Source organism: Mycobacterium sp. NPDC004974, from assembly GCF_053600815.1.
Map to the genome: position 1 here is coordinate 386,845 of NZ_JBSGAQ010000002.1, position 25,592 is coordinate 412,436.

Here is a 25,592-nt window from a genome sequence, read left to right on the forward strand (position 1 = left end):
GCAACCGACCTCGAAGCCGGGCCGACCGGAGCAACACGCGGTCCGACACGACGACGACACTCCGGTACCTCCCCGAAACACACGGCGATACCCGACCGACAAAATCAGCTCTACCTGCAGATTCAGTTAAGCCTCCACGCTTCAACCGGATGTTCACACGCGGATTGCTGAATCGTCGACGTCGCACCCGACACGCTGACGGCAACGCCCGACAGAGAGGCGCCACGTGCAATTCATGCAAATTCTCACGCCTGCCGCCCTGGCACATATTTCGTCGCGCATCCGCACGAAGCCCCAGATTCAGCTATTCCGAGTTCCTGGCCGCGACACCGGCCCACGGAGCCAGTGCCAACCGCCGGCAAAGTTCCAACAATTGTTTGCCGAAAGATGGCGATACGCCACGATCGCACATCTGCCGCTACAGATGGTGGGCAAATACGCAGCAAAGGCGAAGAAAGCCGAGAAAACCAAATTCAAAGAATTGGTCGGCTACTTATCTGGCTCTCAGGTACGGTTTGCTCGTCCAAGATCCACACCACCCAAGGGGAAGCCATGGAAGTTGCTGCACGGTCATATCTCACCGCCGGAATCGCGGCGGTCGGAGCGACAGCATTGATTGCTAGTCCGATCGCCCCTACGCCGCCGGACATCACAGTCCGGGCAGACGACCTGTCGGCGGTGTTTTCCGATTACACGCCGACGGCGCTGAGCTCGGCGCTGCTGGGGCTGCCGAGCGCGGCCGCCATCCGTGACGCGATCGGAAACCTCACCCTTGGTGGGCTCGGGGCATTCAACATCGGCTTGGCCGGCGCGGCTGACGTCGCCGGCATCGGCGCGACGGCGTTCTCGGACATTGCGTCATCGATGGCGTTGACGGGACAGACGATGAACACCGCGTTGGTGGCGGGATTCCTCGCCGCCATCGGTTTCGAGATCCCAGCCGGTCAGAATGCCTCGGCAGCGGCGACCACACTGGTCAGCACGGCAGACATCCGCGACGCCATCGGGAACCTGACACTCGGCTTCCTGACGGCGGTCAACGCCGGCCTCGGTGGGCTGGCCGATGTGGCCGACATCGGCGCGGTGGCGTTCTCGGACATCGCCGCCTCCCTGGCGCTGACCGGACAGACCGTCGCGACTGCGCTGACCGCAGGGTTCCTTGCCGCCATCGGTTTCGAGATGCCGGCCGAGGGAGGTGCGGCCACCGCAGCGGCGGCGAGAACCATGGTCAGCACCAACGATCTCCGCGACGCCGTGGGCAACCTGACCATGGGCTTCCTGACGGCGGTCAACGCCACCCTGGGCGGGCTGGCCGATGTGGCCGACATTGGCGCCGTGGCGTTCTCGGACGCCGTGACGTCCCTGGCCGTCACCGGGCAGACGGCCGCCACCGCGCTGACGAATGGGTTCCTGGCCGCCATCGGCTTCCAGCTCCCGCACTCGGCGACAACGGCCGCAGCGGCAATGGTCAGCCCCGGCGGTATCCGTGATGCCGTCGGCAACCTGACGCTGGGTTTCCTCGGTGCCTTCAACGCGGGCCTTGGCGGGCTGGCCGACGTGGCCGACATTGGCGCCGTGGCATTCTCGGACATCGCCGCCTCCCTGGCCCTGACCGGACAGACCGCCGCCACCGCGCTGACTGCCGGGTTCCTGGCCGCCATCGGCTTCCAGGTCCCGACCGAAGAGCAGACCAGCCGACTGGCGGCCGCAGCGATGGTCAGCCCGAGCGGCATCCGCGACGCCGTCGGCAACCTGACGCTGGGTGGTCTGGCGGCGTTCAATGCCGGCCTGGCCGGGCTGGCCGACGTGGCCGACATTGGCGCCGTGGCATTCTCGGACATCGCCGCCTCCCTGGCCCTGACCGGACAGACCGCCGCCACCGCACTGACTGCCGGGTTCCTGAACGCGATCGGCTTCCAACCGCCGGTGTCGCAAGCCACTGCGACAGCCGCAGCCTTGGTCGGCCCGGGCAGCATCCGCGACGCGGTGGGCAACCTGACGCTGGGTGGTCTGGCGGCGTTCAATGCCAGCCTGGCCGGGCTCGCCGACGTCGCCGACATTGGCGCCGTGGCATTCTCGGACATCGCCGCCTCCCTGGCCCTGACCGGACAAACCGCCGCCACCGCACTCACCGCCGGATTCCTGACCGCCATCGGCTTCCAGGTCCCCCAACCGAAAGCACCAGAATCGGTTGGGCCGGCATCACTTCCGCAGGCCAAGACGTTGGTGAATGTTTCGGTGCCGAAGGCTGAGGTCGCCAAGGACGATGTCGTCGATGTCAAGCAGGTAGCCACCGAAGTCGCGGTAGAGAGCACCGGAGCCGTCAAGGAGGTGACTGTCAAGGATGCGGATGGCGCCGTCAAGGTCGTGAACGAAGGGTCCGTCAAGGTCACGGATGGGGGCACCGAGACCACAACGGTCACGGTGAAAGATGACACCGTCAAGGAAGTCAAGGAAACCGAGAGCGGCGGTGGCGCCCAAACACCCGGGTCAGGCACCGACAACAGCAGCAGTACCGGCAGCGGCTCGACTGGCAGTGGCTCAACCGATGCCGGCACCGGCACCGGAGGAGCCACCGGCGGCGACGACGCTACGCCTGCACCCACGAAGCGGGCTGAGCGCAAGCAACTCCGCAACCAGCAGAGCCAGGACCGCAAGACGACCCGCCAGGAGCAGAAGGCCGACCGGGCGGACAACCAGCAATCCACCCGGGCCGAGCGCACCACCGAGCGCAAGGCCCAGGCTGTCGAGCGCAATCAGCAGCGGCAGGCCGACAAGCAGGAAAGGAAGACGCAACGCCAGCAGCACAACGGCTCCGGCAACGGCGGCTCCAATAGCGGTAGCTCCGAATAGGAGATAGACGTACCGGGTAACTCCCCCTAACGCACCCGGTACCGGCCCCGTTTCCAGTGGCGCCCCAACGCAGCCACAGGAAACGGGGCCATTCCGTGTTCGGTCGAAATCTGTACGGCACGAACGAATGTGGTCCGACCGTGAACATCAACGGCGAGCCACACGGGCCTGCCCGCTAGGCCGCTTCGTGCCTGGTCTTGTCCGGCTTGCTGGTGTTAGTGCCGCCGCTCTTTTGGCTAGGACCGTCGGACTTGGTGGATTTGTCCTGTCCGACGCTGCTGCCAGGCTCGCTGGCGCCTCCCGATCTAGTACCGGTTGCGCTGTGGTCCTTCTGACCGGTTTGGTCGCGCTTGACGGTCTTGGCAGGTTTGGCGGTGACGTCCGATTTGGTTGTGCCGTCGGTCTTGGTGCTGGTTGCAGGGCGGCCCTTCTCCCCAGTTCTGTCGTCCTTGACGGTGCTGCCGGGCTTGGCGCCGTCCGGCTTGGTTGCGCTGTCGGACTTGGCAATGCGGGGCTTGGTGGTGGCGTCCGGCTTGGCGCTGTCGTCCTTCTTGGCGTCCTCGGCGCCGTCCGGCTTGGCTGACGCCGGCTTGGCTGGGGCGGCATCGACGTTTTCTCCAGCGGTGCCCGCGTCGGTACGCACTGGCGCTGTCGTGGATGGCTCATCCTTGGGGGCAGCGGATGCCGAGGGGGCCGTGACAGACACCGCCGTCGCCGTTGCGGTTGCTTCCAGTTCCGCGTCCGTGCCCGGCAGCACATGCACCGGGACCGGCTGCAGGAGGGGCGTTTCCGGTTTCGGCGTCGTCTCGCCCTTGACCGAGGGGGCATCGGCCGTAGTGGTGCTCGGATCGGCGACGGGCTTGGGTTCCTTCGCGGCTTTGGGCTCGGTGGTTTTCAGCTCGCTCGTCTTGGGCTCGCTGGTTTTCAACTCGCTCGTTTTGGGTTCGCTCGTCTTGGGCTCGGCCGGTGCGGGCTTCTCGGGCTCCTGCGGTCGCTTGATGCCCAAATCGTTGAGCGCGTCGTTGACGCCCTTCTGGATCGCGGCATCGAGGTCGGCCGCGAGTTTCTTGAGGTCGATGTGGCGAAACAGTTTGGCGCTGGTAGGCACGCCCATGTTCTCGGGCGTGCGGTCGTAACCGAGCTCGATCAAGGTGCGCAGCACCGGCTCGATCAGATGGATCAGTGCAGGGTGAACGCCAAGATCACGCAGAGGCTGCAAGATCGGGAGGTTCTGGGTGCGCACCCGGTAGTAGGTCGTATTCCCTTGGGTGTACGACTCGTAGGTGCTCGGATCGTCGAGATTGACCTGGTCCGGCCCGTAGTAGGGATGCAGCTGGAAGTACCCCATGAAGGCGTTGATGTCGGCCAGCAGGTTCAGCGGGTATTCGGGGAAGTCAGCAATCAGGTCGTACTCGCGGGCCACGTCGATCGTCTTGTATTCGTCGTCGGGGGTCGCGCCGTCGAACATGACGTCGAGGATGGGGACGTACAGACCCGGGAATCGCGCCAGAATTCCGCCGTTGGGCCGGTTCGGATTGGCGAGCAACAGAAATGACAGATCGTCCGGCGACGGCAGACCGGTGGCGCCCTGTGAACGTAGATAGTCGAGATGCCGCTTCTCGCGGGTCGCAATGGTCCCGCTCTGGGAGTAGCCGACCACCACCTTCTTCCCCGGTGTGGTCCGGATGTCGTTGTCCAGGCTGAGCACGCCCAGAGCCACCGACTCACCAAACGTCATGTCGTTTGGACCCGTTGCCGGCCAAAAGTGCTCAGGTGTCTGCACCCACTTGAAGTCCGGGTCGGGCAGATGCAGATAGGCGTCATTCACGGCGTTGCTGAACGACTGGCTGGGAGTTTTCATCCCGGTACCACCCATGATCAGCGCGGTGGTCGCGGTCAGCTGGATCAGCGTCGTTGCGGCCGATGCCACTGTGAGGACAACAGTCCCCACCACGGCGACAAGGGCAATGAGAAGCCCGCGGATTGTGCGCATGTTCGACCCTTCTAGTGCCGGTGTGAACCGTCCGGGGGCTCGATTCCCCGATTTCTGGCCGAAGTCTGCACAAATATAAACACTGCTGTCTATAGTTCGGGAAGAAGTGGTGCTTTCGCCCTGCGGGACGGGAGATATTCAGGGCCGCAACGTTGTTCGAACGAATCAAGTACCGCGATCCACTACTGAAAAACGAAGTGGGGCAGCAATGAAGCGCAGCCACGTGTTGGAGTCGGCGCCGTCAGCCCGTGCGCTGGAGGTGATCGGGTCGCGTTGGACGATCCTGATCGTGCGGGATTTGTTGGCCGGTCCGCGCAGATTCACCGATCTTCAGTCGGCACTGCCAGGCATCGCCCCGAGCATGCTCACCGACAGACTCCGAAACCTTCGGGAATGCGGGGTAATCCGGCAGGTCAGACTTCCGGCGCCGTCCGCCGCGTCGGTGTATGAACTGACGGATCTGGGCCAGGCCTTGCGGCCCGTCGTCGATGAACTCGATGGCTGGGGAATGCTCATGTTAGGGCTCAAACCCGGCAACCGGTTTCGTCTGGCCTGGTTGCTGCAATGCCTGGAAGCGTCCTTTAGGCCGGCGCTGGCGCGGCATCTGTGCGAGACGTACGAGTACCGCATTGGCGAGGATGTGTTCCATATCCGAATTGACGACGGGACCGCCCGCGCGGGCCACGGGCCGGCCCACGATCCTGCCTTCAGCATGGAATCCGATGTCGGCACTTTCCTGGCGCTGGGGGCGTCGGTGACCGTAGTGGAAGAGGCAGTGGCACGCGACCTGGCCCGGCTGACCGGTGACATGCGGGCCGCCGAGCGTGCGGTCGCGCTCCTTGGGCCCAACTTCGATGCAGTGGGCGGCGACTGCGGAATTCTGGGTGCCGTCAGGTCGACCTTCAATAGCGTTGCTGCGCAAGGTATTTACGAGACCTATGAGTTCCGCGTGGGCGAGCAGACGTTCCATGCGCGGGTGTCGGACGGCGCTATCGAGATGCATCTGGGCCTTGCCGAGGACGCTGCGGTGATCCTGGCGACTGACCTGTATTCGCTGCTGGCGCTGGGGGCTGGCCTGCAGCCGGCGCCGCGTGCCGCGGCCGAGGGCTCGGTAATTTTCAGCGGCGACCGCGATGCGCTGAGCCGGATGGCCGCCGTGTTCGGCCTTCCGACGTCGAACTAGCCGGCCAGTTCGGGCAGTACCGTCAAGATCGGTCCCGCGAGATCCATGATCGGGTCGTAGAGGGCGAGAATGGCTGACGGTCCATCCGTCATCAGGCGCGAGGAGACGAGCGCCACGATCGCTCCGACAAATCCCTCGCACACCGCCCGCTGCCGTTCTGTCGATGCGCCGAAGTTCGAGGCAATCAGCTCCGCGATCGCGCGATTGGTGGCGAACCGGCGCGCAGTCAGTACCGGCCCCACGGCATGCGATTCGATCAGAAAGAACCTTGACAACTCGGGGTCGCGCGCCAGCGCGTGCAGATAGGACTTGATCGCACGGCCCACGAGCTCCATGGGTTCCCCCGCTGCGCTGAACTCGTCACCGACCCCGCGGGATACTTCCGTGGCGACATGGTCGTAGGCAGCGATGAAGCACGCCTCCTTGTTGTCGAACATTTCATAGAAGGTGAGTCGGGAAACTTTGGCCCGCTTCAGGATGTCGGCAACTGATGTTGCAGCGTAACCCTTTTCGGCGGCAATCTCGGTGGCAGCCACGAGCAAGCGGCCGCGTTGCGATGTGACCACCTCGTCGCGGGAGAGTTTGTGGAGCCCGCGCGGCAGCGGTTCGTGCTCACGCTGCGGAGTTCGGCGCTTCACGCATTGATGGTATCGCCGGCAGCCATCCCAGCCGCACTCGCCACAGGATCCGAACTCCGAGATCCGGTACTCCTCGCCAAGACTTCACAACCGCGGGATCATCGATCGGGTAGGCCCAAATACACCGTCCGACGCCGTGTGGCAGGGTGCACCCGGCGGCGAGGAAGCGGAGGTCGACTGCAGTGCAGGAAGGCGACGAAGGGTCAGATCGGCCGGTGACGATCGTCAGCGCGTGCCTGAGTGGAATCCCTTGCCGATACGACGGGCGGGCTCGGCCCGACAGAGACGTGATCGATGCCGTTTCCGCTGGGGAGGCGTTGCCGCTCTGCGCCGAAGTGCTCGGCGGACTTCCCACCCCGCGGCCTGCAGCGGAGATCGTCGGCGGCGACGGCCATGACGTGCTCGACGGGCGTGCGCGGGTGGTCTCTGTGCACGGGGACGATCTCACCGACGCTTTCATCGCCGGGGCCAAGGCAGTTGCCGACACCGCCATCGAAAAGGGTGCGCGGCGCGCCATCCTGCAAGCACGCAGCCCGTCATGTGGTTGCGGATCGATCTACGACGGAACGCATTCCGGCGCCCTCCAGCCTGGCGATGGCGTCGTTGCGGCCGAACTACGCCGCTGCGGCATCCACGTTGAAGAACGGTCGGGTGACAACACCGTCGAGACCCCGGTGGTTTCGCCGCCGCTCAACAGCTCCAACTGCGATTCCTGATCATCACCCGATGCATCACAGCCTCGCCAGGAAACGCTTCACATCAAGGCTCAGCGTTCTCACAGCCACCCACTGCCAGCCTGAGGTATACCGATTGCCGCTCCACATGAGCGGCCGAAACCTCCGTGAAAGGTGTTGATGGACGTGACTGCCCGACGAGAAGCGGTAAACCTGATCATCGGTGCGTTGATGCTGGTAGCAGCGGCGGTGACGGTCACAGAGGCCCAAGAACGGGCACCACACGCACCCGCGGCATCGGTCGGCGAGCACCAGAATCCCGCCGACACTGTCGAGGTAGTGCTGCCCGGCAACTGATGGGCGGCCCGGTGACCTGTGACAGGCTGACCAGGTGAGAGTGCTGTTGATCGAAGACGAGCCAAGCCTGGCCGAAACGATCACCGCCGGCCTGCGCGCGGAAGGGTTCGTCGTGGTTGCCGTCGCCGACGGTGTCGAGGGCTTGTGGCAGGCCACCCACGAGCAGTTCGACGTGATTGTGCTCGACATCATGCTGCCCGGCCTCAATGGTTACGAGGTGCTGCGCAAGATGCGCGCGGAGCGCACGTGGACCCCCGTGCTGATGCTGACCGCCAAGGACGGCGATTACGACCAGACCGATGCCTTCGACCTGGGCGCCGATGACTACCTGACCAAACCCTTCTCGTTCATCGTGCTCACCGCCCGCTTACGAGCCCTGATCCGCCGGGGCGCCCCGCAACGCCCGGTGGTGCTGACCGCCGGGGAGATCTCACTCGATCCGGCACGCCGTGTCGTGCACCGGGCTGGAGAGCCGGTGTCACTGACCCCGCGAGAATTCGCTCTGCTGGCATATCTGTTGCGCCACAAGGACACTGTGCTCACCAAAACCGACATCCTGCACAACGTGTGGGACAGCCACTACGACGGCCCCGACAACGTGGTGGAGGTGTATATCGGCTATCTGCGGCGCAAGGTCGGCGCGCACACGATCACCACCCTGCGTGGCGCGGGCTACCGGCTGGAATCTGGCGAATTCGCCAACGGCAACTGAACCGTCACTACTGTTCCCCCGATGGCCTCGCGGTCACTGATGGTCACGCTGCCATCGTGTGCGGCCACAATCTCGGCGACGATCGCCAATCCCAGGCCGGTGCCGCCGCCGCGGCGGGAACGGTCGGAATCCAATCGGATAAATCGCTCAAAGACCTTGTCGCGCTGGGCGGCCGGGATTCCCGGCCCATCATCGATCACCTGCACCACCGCGTTGTTCCCTTCGGCACGGACTACGACGGTCACTTCGGTGGCGGCGTGGCGCGCGGCATTGTCGGCGAGGTTGCGCAGCACCCGCACAAAGCCGTCGGGATCGACGCTGGCCTTCACCGCCGACAGCTGAGCCGTAATCCGCAGTGTGGTTTCGCGTTTGAGTCGCGCCACCTCGGCGGTGGCCAGATCGTCGAGGTCAACCTCGACGCGGCGTAGCGGTAGCCCGTGCTCATCGGCGCGGGCCAGCAGCAGCAGGTTCTCGACCAACGACTGCATCCGGCGTGCCTCGGGCAGCAGCGCTGTGGTGAGCAAGGTTCTGTCCAAGGCATCGGGATGCGTGGCCCCGATCTCCAAGGCGGACACCACCGTGGCCAAGGGACTGCGCAATTCGTGGGAGGCGTCCCCGACAAATCTGCGTTGCGCGGCATTGCCGGCCTCGATGCGGGACAACATTTCATTCATCGTCACCGCCAAAGCCGAAATCTCATCCGATCTACCCGAGACCGGCACCCGCTCAGCGAGATCGGACGCACTGATCTCAGACACCCGCGACCGGATGGCCTCCACCGACCGCAGCGACCGGCGCACCAACAGATAGGTGACGATCGCGGCGACCGCAGCGACGATCGGGGCGGTGATCGCGAGCATCCGCGCGACAGTGGACATCATCAGTTCGATCGGCTCGATGCCCCCGCCCACCAATACCGTGTACGGGCCACCTTCGCGGGAGGTGGCCGGGACAGTGCTGACTCGCACATCGTCATCATCAGTTGCCAAGATCCCGACGCGGGAATCATTGCCTTGCAAGGGAATCAACGGCGTCTTAGGCGCTGCATCCGACCGGCGCACCACAGTTCCGGTGGTGTCGACGATCTGCACGGCCACGATCCGGTGATCGGTGTCCATCAGCACCGACTCCACTTCATCAGGCGGTTCTTTTCGCAGCACATCGGCCACCGCCTGCGCGCGTGCGACGGCGGCGTTATCGACATCGGCGCACATAAATCGGTAGAGCAATACCGCCGAGACCGACCCCACGACCACCAGACCGGCCAACACCACGATCGCCGCCACCGCCCCCGATCGCACTGCGATTCCACCGAACCAGCCGCGCCATCGTCTCAGCATCGCCAGCAGTGCCCGACGGTCAGTCGCCTCCGACCCTGTATCCATAGCCTCACCAATTGTCAGAGTAGATTGCCCGCCGTCGTTGCCCGACTGGCAGCAACGGCCCAGGCCGGAGCCCCACGAACAAATTACGCCGACACGTGCCGGTAGCTGCCTGCCTCAACTCCCGACCACATGGGGATAGTTCTCGTCACGCTCAGCTCAAAGATGCCAGTAGGGCGTCAAGCGATTGCTTCTCAGTCGCGGGATCGGGTTGGGCCGCTCGCAAAGCGGTGAGAACACCGTCGATCTGGCCGTCCAGTCCCGTCCAGGTGTCAACATCCATCGGCTGCAGGGCGCCTTGACGTTCGTCCCAAGCGGTTTCGAGATCCTTGATCCGTACGGTCGCGCCGGTCTGATCTCCAGCCCGCAGCTTCGTCAGCGTGTCCTCAGCGATGGTGCGAAATGTTGCGATGTCCGCCGCCGGGAAATGCGCAGTGACCTGTTCGGGCGACAGTGCCGCGACCGACGTGGAGGCATTCGCGTCCTCTTCGCCGGCAGCGGCCGTTTGGTGCGGCTGCCCGGCCGCCCAGACGAGAAGCGCGCCGGTGACCGCGGCCACCACCCCGAAGTAGCCGAGCATCGCGTGCTCACGGGCCGGACGTGAGACTGTCGGGGGCTTCAATCCTGTCTGCGCAGTCGCCGCGATGACATCGACCCTGCTGCGCGTCAGATACAGCACAGTAGCGGCGATCGCTGCCAGAAAAATCACGCTGGTTAGCGCAGTACCCAGACCGAGGCCGTGTTCGGTTGCCGGAGTGGCGAACCAGTCGCCCAAATTGGCGCCCAGCGGCCGGGTCAAAATGTAGGCGAGCCAGAAGGACAGCACGCTGTTTGCACCGCACCGCCAGCCGACGAGGACGGCACCGATCAAGGCGGCAGGCAACAGTACCGAGACGCCAGGTCCCCAGCCGGTCAGCTGCAGTACCCAATCGCCGACCGCCGTGCCCAGCGCGAAGGTAACGAGGACCGCAAGCCAATAGAACAATTCGCGAGGCGTGGTGACAATGCTGTGGATCGACAGGGTCCGTTCCCGCGCGAACCACACCGCGAAGACCACGGCGAGCGCGGCTGCGACGACGCTCGCACTCACCGCGAGCGGCACTGCGAAGGTGTCGGTGAGGATGTCGGTGTAGAGCGTGCCTGCGACGCTGAGCACCACGACCGTCAGCCAATAGACAAAGGGCACATACCGTTCGAGCCGCAGCTGCCAAATCAGGACAGCGGCAAGCACGACCGTGAAAATCAGCGCAGTGGCGATCAATCCGACGCCCAGCGACATATTGATCCAGTCGGCGAAGCTCTCACCAACGGTGGTGCAGAGAATCTTGATCACCCAGAACCACACGGTGATTTCGGGGACCTTACTCACCATTACACGCGTGGCCCTGCCGCTCCCATTTCTCGTCGTCTCCGTCACGACCGGCAACGTACCGACCGCTAGCTGAACGCTCGCTGAGGAGCAAATGTCCAGAGTTGAGGATCGAACTCGCGGGATGGTGTCGACTTCGACGGGACGTGACGGGCGACCCGGCTGATCGGCACGATCACGCGCTGACTACTCATGCTGCGGGGCGCCGCGTTGCTCAGCCATCGCCAACAACCTCAAATGGAGTGCAGACAAGGCTGTGTGCAACTCGTCCTTCACGACAGCGTCGCTGACATTCCGCTCGGCGGCTATGTGCCCGGTCATCCGCCCCCTGTAATACGCCTCTCGAATCACCGCACGATGCGACGGGGACATCTGCTTCATGGCTTCGCTGACGAGGGTGCGATCGAACGCCGTTCCCATCCGGTCGGCTCGGGACGCATCGTTGCGCCTCTGTTGGCCACTCTCACCGCCGGTGGTCATGACGGCCTACGGCCTTCACGGTGTTGCGCCAAGCGGTGTCGCCGGCTCGGGTCCGGTGTCCGAATGACGGCCGGCGTGCAGACCGATCAACACATCCTCGTCACCGGCCGTGGCCTGAATCTCCAGCAGATAGTTGAGGATGAAATGGTGCGATGTCGCCAGGTGCTCCCGGGTTAGCCGGGCGGCCAAGGCGGCGTCACCCTTCTCGACTGCGGCGAGAATTTCCAGGTGTTCGGATGTCAGGTGTTCGGTCTTACCCAGGACCTCAAGGTGGACGTACATATAGCGATCACCGAGACGTCTCAACTGCTCGACAAGCTCAATCATCCGTGGACGGCCCGCACGTCGATAGACCGCGGCGTGAAACTCGGTATTGGCAGCCAGCCACGTCCGCGTATCCGAGTGCTCTTCCATGATCTTCAATTGCTTGCGCATCGTAAGTAAGTCGGCGCGACCGACATTCGATACGGCGAGATGAGTGGCAAGCGGCTCGATCGCCTCCCGCAACTCGTAGATTTCCTGCAGTTCTGCGACCGACAGCCCGGTCACCACCGCACTCGCGTTTGACGACGGCTGTACGAGCCCCTCGCCGGCGAGGGTTTGGAGCGCATCACGCACCGGAATGCGGCTTACCCCGAACTGTTCGGCGATGCTCTGCTGGGAAAGTCTCGTGCCCGGGCAGATGTCACCCTGCAGAATCTCCGACCGCAGCCGTGCAGCCACCCGTCCGGCGGCATTCTGGTATGCCATCTTCTCTCCTTGTATACAGACCAGATTCCACATATACACCGGGACCCTGGGTACGGGCTGAACCGCGCCTGACCGGCGGCGCGCGAGGAGCATTCGGGACCATCGAGAATGACAACCCACGGCGAGTCGCTCGCCTTCTAGAACTCCGCCGGCAATAGCACCCTTACCTGCGGGTTCAGCGGGCTCCATATGATCTGGCAGCGGATTTCTCCATTTGAAACCGGCAAAACTGAAACCGTGCGGTTGTCCAACAGCTCACTCCACTCACCCGTCGCGTACAGCTGCGATCGAGCTACGAAGCGCCGGTGAGGACCGATGCGACGAAATCTGCTTTGGCCGTCGAGTAGGCCTCGCGATCGTCGGAATGTTCGGATGCGAGAGCCCGTTTCAGCGCCGCATACTGCGCGACCAGGACCGGGTTTGCGCGTAGCGCGTCGCGGAAGATGAGCTGCTGGCGCCAGCGCGGACTGTCGGGCGTCATGACGTGCAGGTGGGCACTGCGCCTGCCTCCCGTGACTTTGACAAAGAATCGTCGCCAGGGGCGCCGGTCCAGGTCGGGATCCACGTAGTGCCAGCCATGCGGTTGCAGCGCTGCGACCAGCTGTTGCGGATCCACCAGGTCAGCTACGAGCGCTTGCAAGTCAATGATTGGCTTGGCAGCGAGACCGGGTATCGACGTGGAGCCGACATGCTCGACCCGGGCGATCAGCCACGGTGCCAATAGCACTTCCAGTTGGCCGCGATCCTGCTCGCCGCGCAGTGCCCACGCAGGATCGGCATCGGCGAGATAGACCGGTTCGGTGGCCCAAGCCGGCGGACCGCTCTCACTGGCCGACAATTCCTTCTCCTCTGATCGAGGGGCACCGCTCGACGCAGGCATCGACTCCCCTAGAACCGTCGGCATCTCTTGCTGGTCCAGGTCCCCAGCGCCCCGTGTCCCAACTCACCGGCAGACCTGCAAGGCTCTCGCATGGCCCGAATGTTGTGTCTGCGCGGTCAATCGGTAGTTCATTCGAAGAATGTGAGTATCTCGCGCAGGAACATGTCGGGGGCAGTATCCATCGCAAAATGCGCCTGACCGTTCAGGACCACTTCCCTGACGTCCGGCAGTACTGTGTGCAGGCGTTCAGTGCCGAGTTTTAATGGCTGCGGACTGTCGCTACCGACGAGCAGCAGCACCGGTGCGGCAACGCTCGCGAATCTGTCGAAGTCTGGTTGGTAGATCCCGGATATCGCCTGCATCTCACGCGGAATCGTGTGCGCAGCGTCGACTCGCCTGCGCCAAGCGGGAAGATCTCGCAATGTCGCTAAATCGCTTGCCCGCGTGCCGGTTTGGGTGAACATTGCGGCTACCAATCCGTCTCGATCGCCAGCATCGAGCAACGCGCTGAGGTGTTCGACGAAACCCGCCGGATAGAAGTCGACACCGACGGGCAGCGGCGGCTCATATAGCGCGAGGCGTCGAACATGCGGCGTCCTCAGGGCCGCCTCCAACGTGCACAACGCGCCGTATGAGTGGGCGAGGACGTCGACGGGGCTACCGATCGCGTTGATGACAGCTGCGATGTCGTCGAATTCAGTTTCGATGTCGTACATGCCGATGCCGTCGCTGCTCGCACCTCGCCCCCGGCGATCCATCGCGTAGGTGGTAAAGCGCTCATTGAGCCGGCCAAGAATGTGCGTCCACCGTGAATGATCGCCGCCCCCGCCGTGCACGAGCAGTAGAGGTGGCCCTTGCCCTGCGGTATGACAACCAATCGTCACACCGTCTTCGGTGATGACTGTTTCGATCGAGCTCACTAGGCCACCCTTTCCCGCTCAAAGCCGCTCGACGACGCTTCGCGACTGTCGCTGCCGAACTGCCCTAACCAGCAATCTATCGAAGATTGATTAGCCTATCTCAGTAAGTCATCGAGGCGCCACCAACCCCGAGGGCAAACAGGCAAGCGAGCGAAGCATCCACGCTCGCTGGAATTCGAGCCACCCGCGCAATCGACGATCGCCCACCGACTCTTACCGGCCCAAGGGACCCCCTCGCCAGCCCCCTCGCCTATCTCAGTGCCCACCGAATCCGGATGCCAGGCGTGCGCGGCAAAACCGATTGGGCTGCAACACAATCGCCACATTCATCCACCAAGAACACCAACGGCCCGCAGCGGCCTGAGTACCCCTATCTTGCTAGGCCCGTCGCCGGATCCGGATCCGGCGGACGCTAGGGCGATTCCAACTCAGCCGTGACGTCGCCACGATCGAATGGGTCTTTCGAGTGATCGAAAGTGTCGCGGCATTGGCCGTAGAGTGTGACACGCGCGTGAGCGTCCAATGGCACGACGTACATCAACTCCACCTCCGCCTTCACGTCGTTCTTCGTCAAAGTCGCGGTGCTGTGCGAGTGAAAGTCCGGGTCGCCCTGCCACCCGTGCTGCTTCAGCGCGGAAATTACCGTTGCCGGATCCACCGGTGCGGACCGGTCGGCCCCCGGCATCCAGAACACCAACACGAGCTTGCCCCTAAACGGGCCCTTGTTGTTGTCCGTGCAGGATTCGTAGGTGAACGTCGTCCTCACCAGATTGCCCTGCAACCCCAAATCCTGGACCAACCCCTTGCCGACGTCCATCACCTGCGCGCGGGACTGTTGCGGCGACATCGGATCTCTCACCACTGTCCCGCACCCGACCATCACAGCGGCCAGCATCAATAGTCCGACCACCCCGATCACGCGTCGCCAGCAAGTAGGCGCGGCGGCAGCCACCGACTTCTCGTCGGCAGAAACGTTTCGCAGCACAGGCGGATTCACGCGCAGGGTGGTTGCCATCCTTCGACCATAAGGTCACCATCGGCGCTGTTCAGACACCAATTTCACGATGGCGGCGCTCTCGGCCTTCAATGACGGCTCACGCAATTTGGCCCGCTTGATGTCGGATTCGCTTGGCCCTTGGGTCTCTGTTTCGCCAAATATCCATGCGTTCAGGCGTCGACGCCGACGGTCAGCTGATCGATATCTCTTCGAAGGCCCCGATGTCGGTGTGTGATCAGTGAGCAGAGGCCGCGGCGTCGGATCCGCGAATCATCGGCGACCGCATCGCCGCGTTATGCGGGCCCGCGGTCGAGAAAGCCACCCGACACGAGGCAAGCTCAAACGCGATTCCACATACCCGTGGATAGATTCGCGACATGAATCGATTGACCATCACAGCGGGCGCGGCCTGGCTGCTACTTTCGCTCGTCGGGTGCGCAGGTACCTCCACGACACCTCCTGCCGAAAATCCCTCGGCGCCAGCCACTCCGGAGATCCACACTCAGAAGGCTGACGATCCGATCCAGGAACTCACCTCAGAGGGATCGCACTGCTTTGGGACCGGAGTGGAAGCTGTTGCCGCTCGCCTACGCGCCGCTGACGCGGTTGAACGCGACAACGTCCAGAAGCAGCACGACCTCGACACCAAGGGTGTGTTGATGCCGTACGGGTACCCGTTCAATGTCACTGATGTTCAACATAATCCGAACATGACGTGCTACCTCGTGCAAAGTAGGGGCCTTCATTAAAACTGCTCCACGCTGAAGCCAGTGTCGGGATCACCGGCGAGGATCGGGATCGCTCTAGATCGCGTCAAGATCCCCTTCTGGGCGTTGCGACAGCTCCTCTCGCCCATCGTCAGATGTCGATGTACTCCGAGTCGGTTTCGTTCATTTTCTGGTGCGTGCTGTTGCGGGGTGCTCCCAAGCGCCCGCGCACCCCGATTGCCTTGCCCAAACCGAATGGGGCCAGGTTGCCGTAACGGGTTTCGATGCCATCGGCGGGCACCCGATAGGTTTCGTGCCAAATGCCGATGTCACCGGTACCGGCTGCGTCACGGCTGAATGCCGCCCAGGCCGGCGCATGGGCAAGTGCGGGATCCTTGGCGAACCGGCCCAGATCTTCGACGCTGCGCCAGTATTGGACAACGATGACGTCGCGGCCTGACCGGTACGTCTTGGCGTGGAGGAGACCAAGCTCAGGATTCTTCGCTAGCTGGATCAGCATCCTGGGCATCGCAACGAAGGTGGGGAACCAGCTACGGACCTTGCGCCAGCGGTGCACCCGCGCTCCTATCAGGAACACCACCACCTCGTCGTCGCCTACGTCCGCGACACTCGCGCCCGCCAGCACACCCTTGGGAACACGGTGCAGGGCGTCGCGAAACGCGCGCGGAATTGAGGTTTGAGTCATCGCATCTCCTAGACTAGATAGCGGAAGTATCCAGTTAGAGATAGTGAAACTATCCACTGGCTGCTGTCAACCCTGCGGAAAGGTGCCGAGTGCGGATCTCTGAACTCGCCGAGCGGTCCGGCGTATCCGTAGCGACGATCAAGTACTACCTGCGTGAAGGCCTGCTGCCACCCGGAAACAAGGTAAGCGAACGGCGTGCGGAGTATGCCGACCACCACGTGGCCCGACTGCGGCTGCTGCGTGCGCTGCGCGAGATCGGCGCAGTCTCGGTGGCAGACCTGAAAGAAATCGTCGATGCGGCGCAGGACGAATCGCTGTCAATGCATCAGGTCTTCGGTGCAGCCTATGACGCACTGGCGCGCCCAACAGATGCCCTGACCGGACAGGCGCGCGTACTCGCCGACGAGGTGGTCCAGCAGGCCGGTTGGACACATGCGCGCCCGGATTCTCCCGCCCTCGGTCAGCTTGCCGTTCTCCTCGGGGTGCTTAGCGATTTCGATTGGCCGCTCGACTTACCCAACGCGGCAACATATCTCGGTCTCATCGACGCACTCGCGGCATACGAGGTCAGCCGGCTGGGCGATGCAGACCCGGCCGAGGACCGCGATGCTGTTGCGCAGCGAATGGTGGTAGGCGAGCTGGTGTTTGGCCAGTTGCTTCTTTGCCTGCGGCGGCTTGGACACGAACATCACAGTGCCCTCAGATTCGGTGGCAACCATCCCGCCGATACGGAAACCGCGATCTGAATACGGAGCGACCACATCAACCTGTAAACAAGGTCGCGCGGGGCCACCTCCCCACTCGGTGAGCCAACGGCGCCGTGGTGGTGGTTGTCGGTTGCCATTCTGCATGGCGATGCCCTTCTATCGCGCCGAATCGGCGATGATGCGTGCGAGGGTTCGTCGGCCTATCAGACTGAAAACCGGATTGCTGTCGGCGTAGTACCAGACGGCACCCATCGCCTGCTGAAACGCCCATGCCTTTCCGCGCTCCCACTCCTCGTCGCCAGCGCCGAGACACTCACGCATCACCTGACGCGGCCCGACCTCCAGAAGATGCCAAGCGCTCACCAGATCCAACGCGGGGTCTGCTGGGGCGAGGCCGCCAACGTCAAGGACCCCAGTGAGCCGCCCGTTGCGCACGAGGAGATTGCCAGGCAGCAGATCGCCATGATTCATCACGTCGGGACTGTCGCCACGTGGCAAGCCCCTCAGCGCTTCCCAGATGTGGTTCAGAGCAACGACATCCAACAAGCCCTCACTTCTGGTGAGACACTCCCGGACCCACTCATCATGGTCCGCTAGAACACCACCACGCCCGTTCCCGCTGTGGCGACGCCCGCGAGTGTCGATGCGGCGCACACCAGTGATGAATTCGGCCAAATCTGTTGCAAGACCCTCCGACTCACTTGGATCGTCGTCTATCGCTACAGTGCCATCAAGCCACGTCTGGACCGACCACGGCATCGGGTAGTCCCTACCGGGCTCACCGATTGCGACGTGCTCAGGAGTGGCGAACCGAGTGTGGTCGGCCAATTCGCGGGCCGCCTCAGCCTCAGCCCGCAATTCAGACCCTACTGACTCGACATCGTCGGGCACGAGGCGAAATCGAGCTGCCAGCCCATCACCAAGCCGGAAGATCTCGTGCACTGTGCCGGTAGCGGCCACTCTCTGCAACGGAAAGTCACGCCAATTCGGGAACTGCTCGTCAATCAACGCACGCACCGTCGAGGTTGAGACCACCAACTGACCAACGTGCATGCCCACCACGGCAGCCTCGCAGGCGCCGAACTCGCCAGGCAAACGAATATCTGCGGTGTTCGTGGACCTGCAATCACACCAGGCTCAATCCCGCAGATGCACGTCGATTTAGCGCTATCGCCGTCTCGATTTCGGACCCGCCATCGCCTATTTCTTCCCCTAGCCTTTTGGATATGGACGTTCGCAGGGCCGTCGTCGCAGCCGCGGGGCTGGGGACGCGCATGTATCCCGTCACCAAGACAATCGACAAGGCGATGCTTCCTATCGGTACACGCCCGGCAATCGACCTAATAGTCGACGAGTGCCAAGCTGCGGGTGTCGACCAGATCGCGGTGGTCGTGCGGGCTGGTACGTCACAGGTGCAGGACTACTTCACACCAGATCCGGACTTGGAAGCGCTGCTGGCTCGACATTCCTGGCAATCGAAGGGCGAGGTGCTCAACGACATCGGCCGCGGAATCGACTTTCAGTTCTTCTATCAACGGCTTGACGTCGATGATTATGGAACAGCCGTTCCGTTGCTGCTCGTCGAGGACTTCGTCGGTGACGAGCCTTTCTACTACATCTCCGGCGACGACATCCTCATCGACACCCCACCCACCTCCACGTTGCACAACCTCGCCGACCAGGTAAACGTCGGAGGCAGCGGCCTCATCGCCCGCGCATGTGACCGGGCAGAGGCGGGACGCTACGGAGTCCTCGCCGTAGCCCGACGGGACGGCCAGCTGCATCTGACCGGCCTTCAGGAGAAGGAGGTGCCATCCGATCCGACCCGAGATCCTCTCGTCAACATCAGCCGCTACCTCCTGCAGCCGACGATTATCGATCTCGTGCGTGCCGTGCCCGTGGACCCACGCAGTGGGGAGCGCCGCATCACCGATGCGCTATTGCGGCTGGTGGACGCCGATGTGCCGCCGCTCGTATACGTGACCGACGGTCAGTACTTCGATATCGGCGACCGCCGAGGTCTGCTGGCCGCGAACAACTTCGTGGCCTCCAGGGACCTTCCCTAAACCGCCACGAACACCGTTGGGTGACTCGGTTTATCCGGGGGCACATCTGTGTGTAGGGGCGTACTGGGCGTGGATTATGTTGTGCGAGTTGCGGTCAGGACTTCCAAAGCGACTGCTTCGGTCAAGTGACCGCTGGGTTCGATCGCGAGCAGGGCGTCGGTGACGGTGTCCTCGAACTCGGTCTGTCGGTCAGCAAGTAGTCGGCGTAGTGGCACTGATGTTGAGTAGAGGTAGCCGATGGCTTGTTTGATGGTCCAGTGCCGCGTGAATTCGTAGACCCGCCGATTCACCTGTTGGAACGCTGAATTCGCCAATACTTGCTCATGTGTATGGCCGGTGTTGGTCGCCGGCGGTGGGCCGTGTTGGTAATCCGGCGGCAGGAATCGACGTTGAACCTCCTGGATGGCCCGCTGCCATGGTGTGGTCGGCAGCAAGAGGTTGCTGTCGTTGGCGATGACCAGGCTGCCGTCATCGTCGACCATGCCGTCAAGAGCCGCCAGGACGTGTTCGCGGTCCATCCAGTGAAATGAACGCCCCATGGTGACCAGCGTGAAGTGCCCGAGATTGCCCGGGAGGTCTGCTGCATTACCGTGGATCCAGCTCACGTTGGTGACAGCCGCTTCCTGTGCTTGCCGGGAGGCTTCGGCGAGCATGTCGGGTTCGTGGTCCATCCCTACCGCCTCGACGACGTGCGCGGCGAGCGGGAGCGTCAGTTGACCGGTGCCGCAACCTAGATCGAGCAGACGGCCGGTGCCATCGAGACTCAGACCCTGGACGAGATCATCGAGGAAGGCTGCAGGATAGCCCGGCCGATACCGCGCATAATGCCAGGCAGTCCCGGCGAACAGGCCACCGTCTGAGCTGCCAGGCGGATCGGTCGCGTTCATACTGCTCCCCCTTCTGGACCACCCGCCCGCAGCTTTCGGCGACAGCCTGACGCACCATCGCAAGTGGTCCAGTTGTCCCAACATTACTGGTACGCCGCACTCCACGACTTCGAGTCGGTTGTTGGTTTGCAGGTTGCGGTTTGGCAGCAAAAGCTCGGGTCCGGAAAGCTGCCAAACCCCACGGCACCTGCAGGCTTGCCGAAGGCGCCGACATCACCGGAAAAACCATCGCTCGCATAGTGGATGTGATCACCACCGGCGGTGCCGCAGGGACGCAGCTCGGACCCTACGCAGCGGACAGATCAATCGCTGGTCGTGCGTGTTGGTCCCCGACGCACGTCGAGCATCGGGTTTGACTGGTCTGCATGGGGGATTCGCAGCTAGATGTAGGAATTGACCGTCGAAGGTTTCTGACCGCGGCGCTGGTCGTCTCCGCCACCGCCACAGCATGCGCACACCCGGCGGCCGACACGGCCGCCCCTGCCGCGGTTCGCACTGGAGCGGCGGAACCGCATTACTCTTCACTTCTCGACACCGCGACGGCGCTCAAGTCTGGTCAGATTTCCCCGGTAGAACTGACTCACGCTCTGCTCGACAGGATCAACCACTTCCAGCCAACCCTGCACGCCTATGCCACGGTGACCGATGGGCTCGCTATCGAACAAGCCAAGCAAGCCGAAAGTGAGATCACGAGCGGGAACTACCGCGGTCCGTTGCATGGCATCCCGATTGCAGTCAAAGATCTGTGCCGCACCAAAGGGATTCCGACGACCGCGGGGATGTCGATCTACGCGCAGTACCGCCCCGACTACGACGCCACTGTAGTACAACGCCTTCACCACGCCGGAGCGATCCTGCTGGGCAAACTGGCGTTAACCGAAGGCGCCTCCGGCGACTACCACCCGACCGTGACACCCCCGGTCAACCCGTGGAACCGCGCGCACTGGGCCGGATCGTCGTCGAGTGGTTCAGCGGTGGCCACCGCCGCGGGTCTGTGCTTTGGCGCTCTGGGCACCGACACCACCGGATCGATCCGATATCCCGCCGCGGCCAACGGTGTGACCGGCCTCAAACCCACCTGGGGGCGGGTCAGTCGCTACGGGGTGTTCCCTTTGGCCGAAAGCCTCGACCACGTCGGGCCCATCACGCGATCAGCAGCCGACGCCGGTGTCATCCTTGCTGTGATCGCCGGCCACGACCCCAACGATCCCACCAGTGTGACCGCACCGGTGCCGGACTACTTGGCCAATCTCGATGCGCGGCTGGGCAATCTACGAGTAGGAATCGATCCGGCCTACAACGACACCGGAGCCGACCCACAAACCATCAAGATGGTCGGGGCGGCCCGAAAAGTGTTCGAAACGCTCGGTGCAAACGTCAAGGAAGTCCACGTGCCGAGCCCAGATATGTTGATTACGAGCGGGTTAGCGTCGTGCGCGGCCGAAGCCGCGATCGCCCATGAGGCGACATACCCGTCCCGACGCGGCGAATACGGGCCCTTGGCCGGGTTGTTGGACGCCGGCCGCGCCACGACGGGTATGGATGTGATGAAGGCCCAACAGGCACGGCTCGCGTTCAGCGGCGGGCTCGCCACCTTGTTCAACGACATCGACGTGTTGTTGACGCCGTCGCAACCGCCCGACAATCTCACCATTGAACGGATCAACCAGCTTTGGGCCACCCCGCAAGGCACCGCCTTGATGTGGCGGTTCACCGAACCCTTCAACATGTCGGGCAATCCCACGATCACATTGCCCGGCGGATTCACCCACGATGGTCTGCCACTGACGTTCCAACTCGTCGCCCGCCACCTGGACGAAGCAACCCTTGTACGTGCCGGCAATGCCTATCAACAGGTCACCGACTGGCACCACCGTCACCCAGCCGACTGAGACGCTGCGTGCAGGCTCTGTTCCAGATCCAGGTCCCAATCAGCTCACCTCACCTTGACATCCCATTCGAACCCGCCGGCCACTCTTACCGCTTGGCCCAACCCGAGCCGCCACACAGCAGACGTGACGCCACCACAGACTGACCGGAAAGGTCCGCCAACCGTGACATCGTTCTTCACTCTCGGAAGCAGCGGGACGCTTGTTCCTCGCGACATCTCCATCAGCGTGTGGTCAGCCGCCCAAGTAGGGGGTTACGCCGTCTGCGGAGCGCTCGCACGCGAGATCGAAAAGACAACGGAAACAGCAGGATTCATCCCGGCCAGACTGACAGTCGACCTGTTCAGCCCGGTGCGAACCGAACCGCTAATCATGCGCAGCACCGTCATCCGTCGCGCAAACCGCATCATCGTCACCGATGCCACAGTCATCCAGGACGACGAACCCAGAGCCAGGGCTACCGCGATCTTTCTACCCGTCACCCAAGACCCGCCCGGGCAGCTATGGCACGCAGAAGACCCTCTCCCAGCGCCTCCCCACGATGGTCGGCCCGACCACGGGCCACCGCTTATCCACAGCGACGGTCAGTGGAGCGCCGACTTCACTGCCCACAACAACGCCGACCGCAAAACCATCTGGCAGAACTTCCCACCGCTGCTCGACGACGAACCGCTCACTCCGTTCCAGAACGTGGCACTCATTGGCGAGAACACCAGCTTGATTTGCAACTGGGGCACCGCGGGCCCCGGCTATATCAACACCGACATGACGCTCACACTCACACGACTACCTTCTGATGGCGGCATCGGACTACGCGCCGACGACCAACTCGAAAACGAGGGCATCGCTGTGGGAACCGCCACCGTCTTCGATCACCACGGGCCGTTCGGTAAGAGCAATATCACCGCCATCTCCAACGCTCGACGCCAGAAACACCTGACCTAGCACCGCACAGCATTGTCATCGAAGCCGCATGGTCCCCACTCAAGCCGTCACAGTGGGCACTAATCAATTGACATACTCACCTCATAGACCGTTGCCGGCATCTCGCGCGCAGTTCGACCGACGGCAGCTGCACCGGATCCAACTCCAAGCCCCCACTGGGCCAGGACGGCGCGGAGCCCCCTGGACGTCACCGCAGCGACGTCCGCTGTGTCTCGGTTCTAGCGATTCGAGGTCGATCGGTTCTTGTCTCGCCGTGGTGGGGTTCTGGAGGCGCGTAGCGCGATGAAGATGTCGTCAAGTACCGGTGGTCGGCCGGCGCGCAGAGCGGTGGCACGTGAGGCGTGGTTGTGGCGGTCGATGGTGCCGATCAGGAGTTGGTCGGCATCGGTGGCAATGTAACGGGCCCAGGCGGTTTGGGCCGAGGCAGCGTATCCCTGGCCCGCGTGGGCTGTGCTGATGACCTCCTCGTTGATTTCGTCACCGGTGATCCACCCAATTGCGCCGGGCACTACGGCAAGGACTCCGATCGTGGTGTCGTGCCTGCGTATTGCGCGTAGTTGATCGCTGTGATGCCAGTGCCGGAGATCCTCCGGCGCAGCGATAGAAAGATTATTGGCCAACGTTGGGTCCGTGGCGGCCAGTGCGGCGTAGCGGGCGTCGACGAGTGAGATGGCGTGTTCGGGGTCGTCGAACTGGTCGAGGGTGACGCGGCCGTCGGCGGGCACCATGTCCCGGTAACGAGCGACATGAATGGTCTCGTCGAGGATGCCGTCAAGCCGATCGGTGAGGAGTCCGGGGGCGGTTCGGAGGCGGAGATAGGGGGCGTTGAAGGCCGACCATTCGCGAAGAACGCAATCGGCGAGGGCATCGATGCCGTCGAAGTTGTGGGCGAGGACGTCGACGAAGGGGCGCGCGGTGTCGCGTGAGTAGAACCGAATCCCGCCAAGCAACTCACCGTGGTTGGAGCGAACGTGCCGGTGGGCATAGTCGAGGATCGCAATGCCGGGCAGCTGGACATGAGCGGCGAATTCTTGGGCGAAGTCGACGTTTTCGACGAGGCTCATCTGCTCAGCGAGCCAACTAGCTACCTTCTGCTCGCCGGTGGGCGGGCCGAAAAGGTCGTTCGCCAGCTTGACCTGATCGCTCAACGACGACCATTGACTGAGGGCTTCCATCCGACACAGCATCCCTACACGGCCGCGCAAGGCCAACTGGTTTAGCGGACGCGCTGTTCGTCGATCGACGGTCCGTCCGTCTTGTCTCGTTTCTAGAGAAACGAGAGTGATCACATCCCGTCTCGGCGCAATGCACGCACCTTGTCTTCGGCGCACGCAGGGTTGTTGAACTGGCGCTCAGGCACCGGTAGCCGTCAGCCATTCGCCGTAGAAGAGCGCGATTCCGAGTCCGCAGGCGATGGCGGTGATCAGCCAGAACCGAATGGTCAGCGTGGTCTCTGGCCAACCCATCAGCTCGAAGTGGTGGTGCAGCGGGGAATTTCGGAAGACCCTTCGGCCGGTAGTGCGGAACGAAATTACCTGGATGACGACCGACGTCACCTCGGCAACGAACAGGGCGCCCAGGATGATGGCCAGGATCTCGGTGCGGCTGGTCACCGATAGCCCGGCGATGATGCCGCCCAGCGCCAGGGAACCCGTGTCACCCATGATGATTTTGGCGGGTGCGGCGTTCCACCATAGGAATCCGATGCAGGCGCCGGCGGTCGCGGCGGCGACGAGGGCTAAGTCGAGAGGGTCACGGACTTGGTAGCAGCCGGGTCCGGGGACGACGGCACATGTGTTTCGGAACTGCCAGAAGGTGATCAGGACGTAAGCGGCGGTCACCATTGCCATGGCACCTGCGGCGAGCCCGTCGAGGCCGTCTGTGAGGTTGACGGCATTCGACCACGCAGAGACGACGATGATGCAGAACAGCACGAACACCACGGGCGGCAGTGTGAACGCGGCGATGTCGCGGACGTAGGACAGCTCAGCGCTGCCTGGGGTGAGACCGTCGGCGTTGCGGAAACGGAGTGCGAGCGTGCCAAAGAGGACTGCTGCGATGAGCTGTCCTGCGCTCTTGGCTCTCTTGTTCAAGCCGAGGTTGCGGGCGCGCCGCAGCTTGATGTAGTCGTCGGCGAAGCCGACCGCACCTAGTGCGGTGGCCAATCCGAGGACGAGTAGTCCTGATGCCGTCGGGCCCTCACCGCCGAGTGCGAGCCCGACCAGGGTGGTACCCAGGTAGCTTGCCCAGATCGCGGTGAGGATCGCCAGACCGCCCATCGTCGGCGTACCCCGTTTGCGTTGGTGGCTTTTCGGGGCTTCGTCGCGGATCTGCTGGCCTAGCCCCAGCCGGGTGAACACCCGGATCAACACGGGAGTCAGCAGAAGGGCGACCACCAGGGCCATGCCCGCGGCGAGGAGTATCTGCGTCATAGACCGTTGCAGGTCTCTCGCGCCCAGTTCGAGCGAGGTCGTCTGCACCGCATCGAACTCCAAGC

General features: G+C 63.3%; 22 protein-coding genes. 9 read left to right on the forward strand and 13 right to left on the reverse strand.

Annotated features, from left to right (window positions below):
• Nucleotides 1-552 precede the first annotated feature (552 nt).
• Nucleotides 553-2,853, forward strand: a complete 2,301-nt coding sequence (locus tag ACWEFV_RS06785) for a hypothetical protein (RefSeq protein WP_450069563.1) — start codon at nucleotides 553-555, stop codon at nucleotides 2,851-2,853.
• 175 nt (nucleotides 2,854-3,028) lie between these two features.
• Here ACWEFV_RS06785 and ACWEFV_RS06790 read toward each other — a convergent pair whose 3' ends face one another.
• On the reverse strand, nucleotides 3,029-4,846 hold the full coding sequence (locus tag ACWEFV_RS06790; RefSeq protein WP_450069564.1) for a PE-PPE domain-containing protein: 1,818 nt from the start codon (nucleotides 4,844-4,846) through the stop codon (nucleotides 3,029-3,031).
• A gap of 208 nt (nucleotides 4,847-5,054) precedes the next feature.
• On the opposite strand from ACWEFV_RS06790, the gene ACWEFV_RS06795 reads away from it, so the two are divergent.
• Nucleotides 5,055-6,029, forward strand: coding sequence for a winged helix-turn-helix transcriptional regulator (locus ACWEFV_RS06795; protein WP_450069565.1), 975 nt, complete (start codon nucleotides 5,055-5,057; stop codon nucleotides 6,027-6,029).
• Here ACWEFV_RS06795 and ACWEFV_RS06800 read toward each other — a convergent pair.
• Nucleotides 6,026-6,565 carry a TetR/AcrR family transcriptional regulator gene (locus tag ACWEFV_RS06800; protein WP_167857683.1) on the reverse strand — a complete coding sequence of 180 codons (540 nt, stop codon included), beginning with the start codon at nucleotides 6,563-6,565 and terminating at the stop codon, nucleotides 6,026-6,028. The two genes, ACWEFV_RS06795 and ACWEFV_RS06800, sit on opposite strands and share 4 nt — an antisense overlap.
• 317 nt (nucleotides 6,566-6,882) lie before the next feature.
• Here ACWEFV_RS06800 and ACWEFV_RS06805 point away from each other — a divergent pair, with 317 nt between their 5' ends.
• The 3 genes from ACWEFV_RS06805 (at nucleotide 6,883) to ACWEFV_RS06815 (ending at nucleotide 8,410) form a co-directional block, all read left to right on the forward strand.
• Complete coding sequence (locus ACWEFV_RS06805; protein WP_450069566.1) at nucleotides 6,883-7,383, forward strand: DUF523 domain-containing protein; 501 nt, start codon at nucleotides 6,883-6,885, stop codon at nucleotides 7,381-7,383.
• Between the two features lie 144 nt (nucleotides 7,384-7,527).
• Nucleotides 7,528-7,698: a hypothetical protein gene (locus ACWEFV_RS06810; protein ID WP_450069567.1), complete on the forward strand. Its 171-nt coding sequence runs from the start codon at nucleotides 7,528-7,530 to the stop codon at nucleotides 7,696-7,698.
• Nucleotides 7,699-7,732: 34 nt separating this feature from the next.
• Nucleotides 7,733-8,410 carry a response regulator transcription factor gene (locus tag ACWEFV_RS06815; RefSeq protein WP_450069568.1) on the forward strand — a complete coding sequence of 226 codons (678 nt, stop codon included), beginning with the start codon at nucleotides 7,733-7,735 and terminating at the stop codon, nucleotides 8,408-8,410.
• On the opposite strand, the gene ACWEFV_RS06820 is transcribed toward ACWEFV_RS06815, so the two are convergent.
• The 7 genes from ACWEFV_RS06820 to ACWEFV_RS06850 all read right to left on the reverse strand — a co-directional run bounded on the left by ACWEFV_RS06820 (nucleotide 8,371) and on the right by ACWEFV_RS06850 (nucleotide 16,601).
• The gene (locus ACWEFV_RS06820; protein WP_450069751.1) at nucleotides 8,371-9,750 is read right to left on the reverse strand and encodes a HAMP domain-containing sensor histidine kinase; all 1,380 of its coding nucleotides are present in this window, start codon (nucleotides 9,748-9,750) and stop codon (nucleotides 8,371-8,373) included. The genes ACWEFV_RS06815 and ACWEFV_RS06820 overlap by 40 nt on opposite strands.
• 196 nt (nucleotides 9,751-9,946) lie before the next feature.
• Nucleotides 9,947-11,209, reverse strand: a complete 1,263-nt coding sequence (locus ACWEFV_RS06825) for a COG4705 family protein (protein WP_450069569.1) — start codon at nucleotides 11,207-11,209, stop codon at nucleotides 9,947-9,949.
• Between the two features lie 447 nt (nucleotides 11,210-11,656).
• Entirely contained in the window at nucleotides 11,657-12,424 is a 768-nt protein-coding gene (locus ACWEFV_RS06830) for a GntR family transcriptional regulator (protein ID WP_450069570.1), read from the reverse strand.
• Between the two features lie 259 nt (nucleotides 12,425-12,683).
• A complete protein-coding gene (locus ACWEFV_RS06835) occupies nucleotides 12,684-13,271 on the reverse strand; it encodes a GrpB family protein (protein ID WP_450069571.1) in 588 nt (195 codons plus the stop codon).
• A gap of 128 nt (nucleotides 13,272-13,399) precedes the next feature.
• On the reverse strand, nucleotides 13,400-14,191 hold the full coding sequence (locus ACWEFV_RS06840; protein WP_450069572.1) for an alpha/beta fold hydrolase: 792 nt from the start codon (nucleotides 14,189-14,191) through the stop codon (nucleotides 13,400-13,402).
• Between the two features lie 412 nt (nucleotides 14,192-14,603).
• Nucleotides 14,604-15,206 carry a hypothetical protein gene (locus tag ACWEFV_RS06845; RefSeq protein WP_450069573.1) on the reverse strand — a complete coding sequence of 201 codons (603 nt, stop codon included), beginning with the start codon at nucleotides 15,204-15,206 and terminating at the stop codon, nucleotides 14,604-14,606.
• An 840-nt stretch (nucleotides 15,207-16,046) separates the two neighbouring features.
• Nucleotides 16,047-16,601: a DUF4188 domain-containing protein gene (locus tag ACWEFV_RS06850; protein ID WP_450069574.1), complete on the reverse strand. Its 555-nt coding sequence runs from the start codon at nucleotides 16,599-16,601 to the stop codon at nucleotides 16,047-16,049.
• An 89-nt stretch (nucleotides 16,602-16,690) separates the two neighbouring features.
• Here ACWEFV_RS06850 and ACWEFV_RS06855 point away from each other — a divergent pair, with 89 nt between their 5' ends.
• Nucleotides 16,691-17,347 (forward strand): MerR family transcriptional regulator, encoded by a 657-nt coding sequence (locus tag ACWEFV_RS06855; RefSeq protein ID WP_450069575.1) that lies wholly within the window; start codon nucleotides 16,691-16,693, stop codon nucleotides 17,345-17,347.
• A gap of 117 nt (nucleotides 17,348-17,464) precedes the next feature.
• On the opposite strand, the gene ACWEFV_RS06860 is transcribed toward ACWEFV_RS06855, so the two are convergent.
• Nucleotides 17,465-18,361, reverse strand: a complete 897-nt coding sequence (locus tag ACWEFV_RS06860) for an aminoglycoside phosphotransferase family protein (RefSeq protein ID WP_450069752.1) — start codon at nucleotides 18,359-18,361, stop codon at nucleotides 17,465-17,467.
• A gap of 173 nt (nucleotides 18,362-18,534) precedes the next feature.
• On the opposite strand from ACWEFV_RS06860, the gene ACWEFV_RS06865 reads away from it, so the two are divergent.
• Nucleotides 18,535-19,374, forward strand: coding sequence for a sugar phosphate nucleotidyltransferase (locus ACWEFV_RS06865; RefSeq protein ID WP_450069576.1), 840 nt, complete (start codon nucleotides 18,535-18,537; stop codon nucleotides 19,372-19,374).
• Nucleotides 19,375-19,448: 74 nt separating this feature from the next.
• Here the strand turns inward: ACWEFV_RS06865 and ACWEFV_RS06870 are convergent, their stop codons facing one another.
• On the reverse strand, nucleotides 19,449-20,345 hold the full coding sequence (locus tag ACWEFV_RS06870; protein ID WP_450069577.1) for a class I SAM-dependent methyltransferase: 897 nt from the start codon (nucleotides 20,343-20,345) through the stop codon (nucleotides 19,449-19,451).
• 281 nt (nucleotides 20,346-20,626) lie between these two features.
• Between ACWEFV_RS06870 and ACWEFV_RS06875 the strand changes: the two genes are divergently transcribed.
• Together ACWEFV_RS06875 and ACWEFV_RS06880 are read left to right on the forward strand one after the other, a co-directional pair.
• Complete coding sequence (locus ACWEFV_RS06875) at nucleotides 20,627-22,153, forward strand: amidase (RefSeq protein ID WP_450069578.1); 1,527 nt, start codon at nucleotides 20,627-20,629, stop codon at nucleotides 22,151-22,153.
• Nucleotides 22,154-22,315: 162 nt separating this feature from the next.
• A complete protein-coding gene (locus ACWEFV_RS06880; protein ID WP_450069579.1) occupies nucleotides 22,316-23,095 on the forward strand; it encodes an acyl-CoA thioesterase domain-containing protein in 780 nt (259 codons plus the stop codon).
• Between the two features lie 218 nt (nucleotides 23,096-23,313).
• On the opposite strand, the gene ACWEFV_RS06885 is transcribed toward ACWEFV_RS06880, so the two are convergent.
• Nucleotides 23,314-24,270 carry a hypothetical protein gene (locus ACWEFV_RS06885; protein WP_450069580.1) on the reverse strand — a complete coding sequence of 319 codons (957 nt, stop codon included), beginning with the start codon at nucleotides 24,268-24,270 and terminating at the stop codon, nucleotides 23,314-23,316.
• A 177-nt stretch (nucleotides 24,271-24,447) separates the two neighbouring features.
• Nucleotides 24,448-25,527, reverse strand: coding sequence for a phospho-N-acetylmuramoyl-pentapeptide-transferase (mraY, locus tag ACWEFV_RS06890; protein ID WP_450069581.1), 1,080 nt, complete (start codon nucleotides 25,525-25,527; stop codon nucleotides 24,448-24,450).
• Nucleotides 25,528-25,592 lie beyond the last annotated feature (65 nt).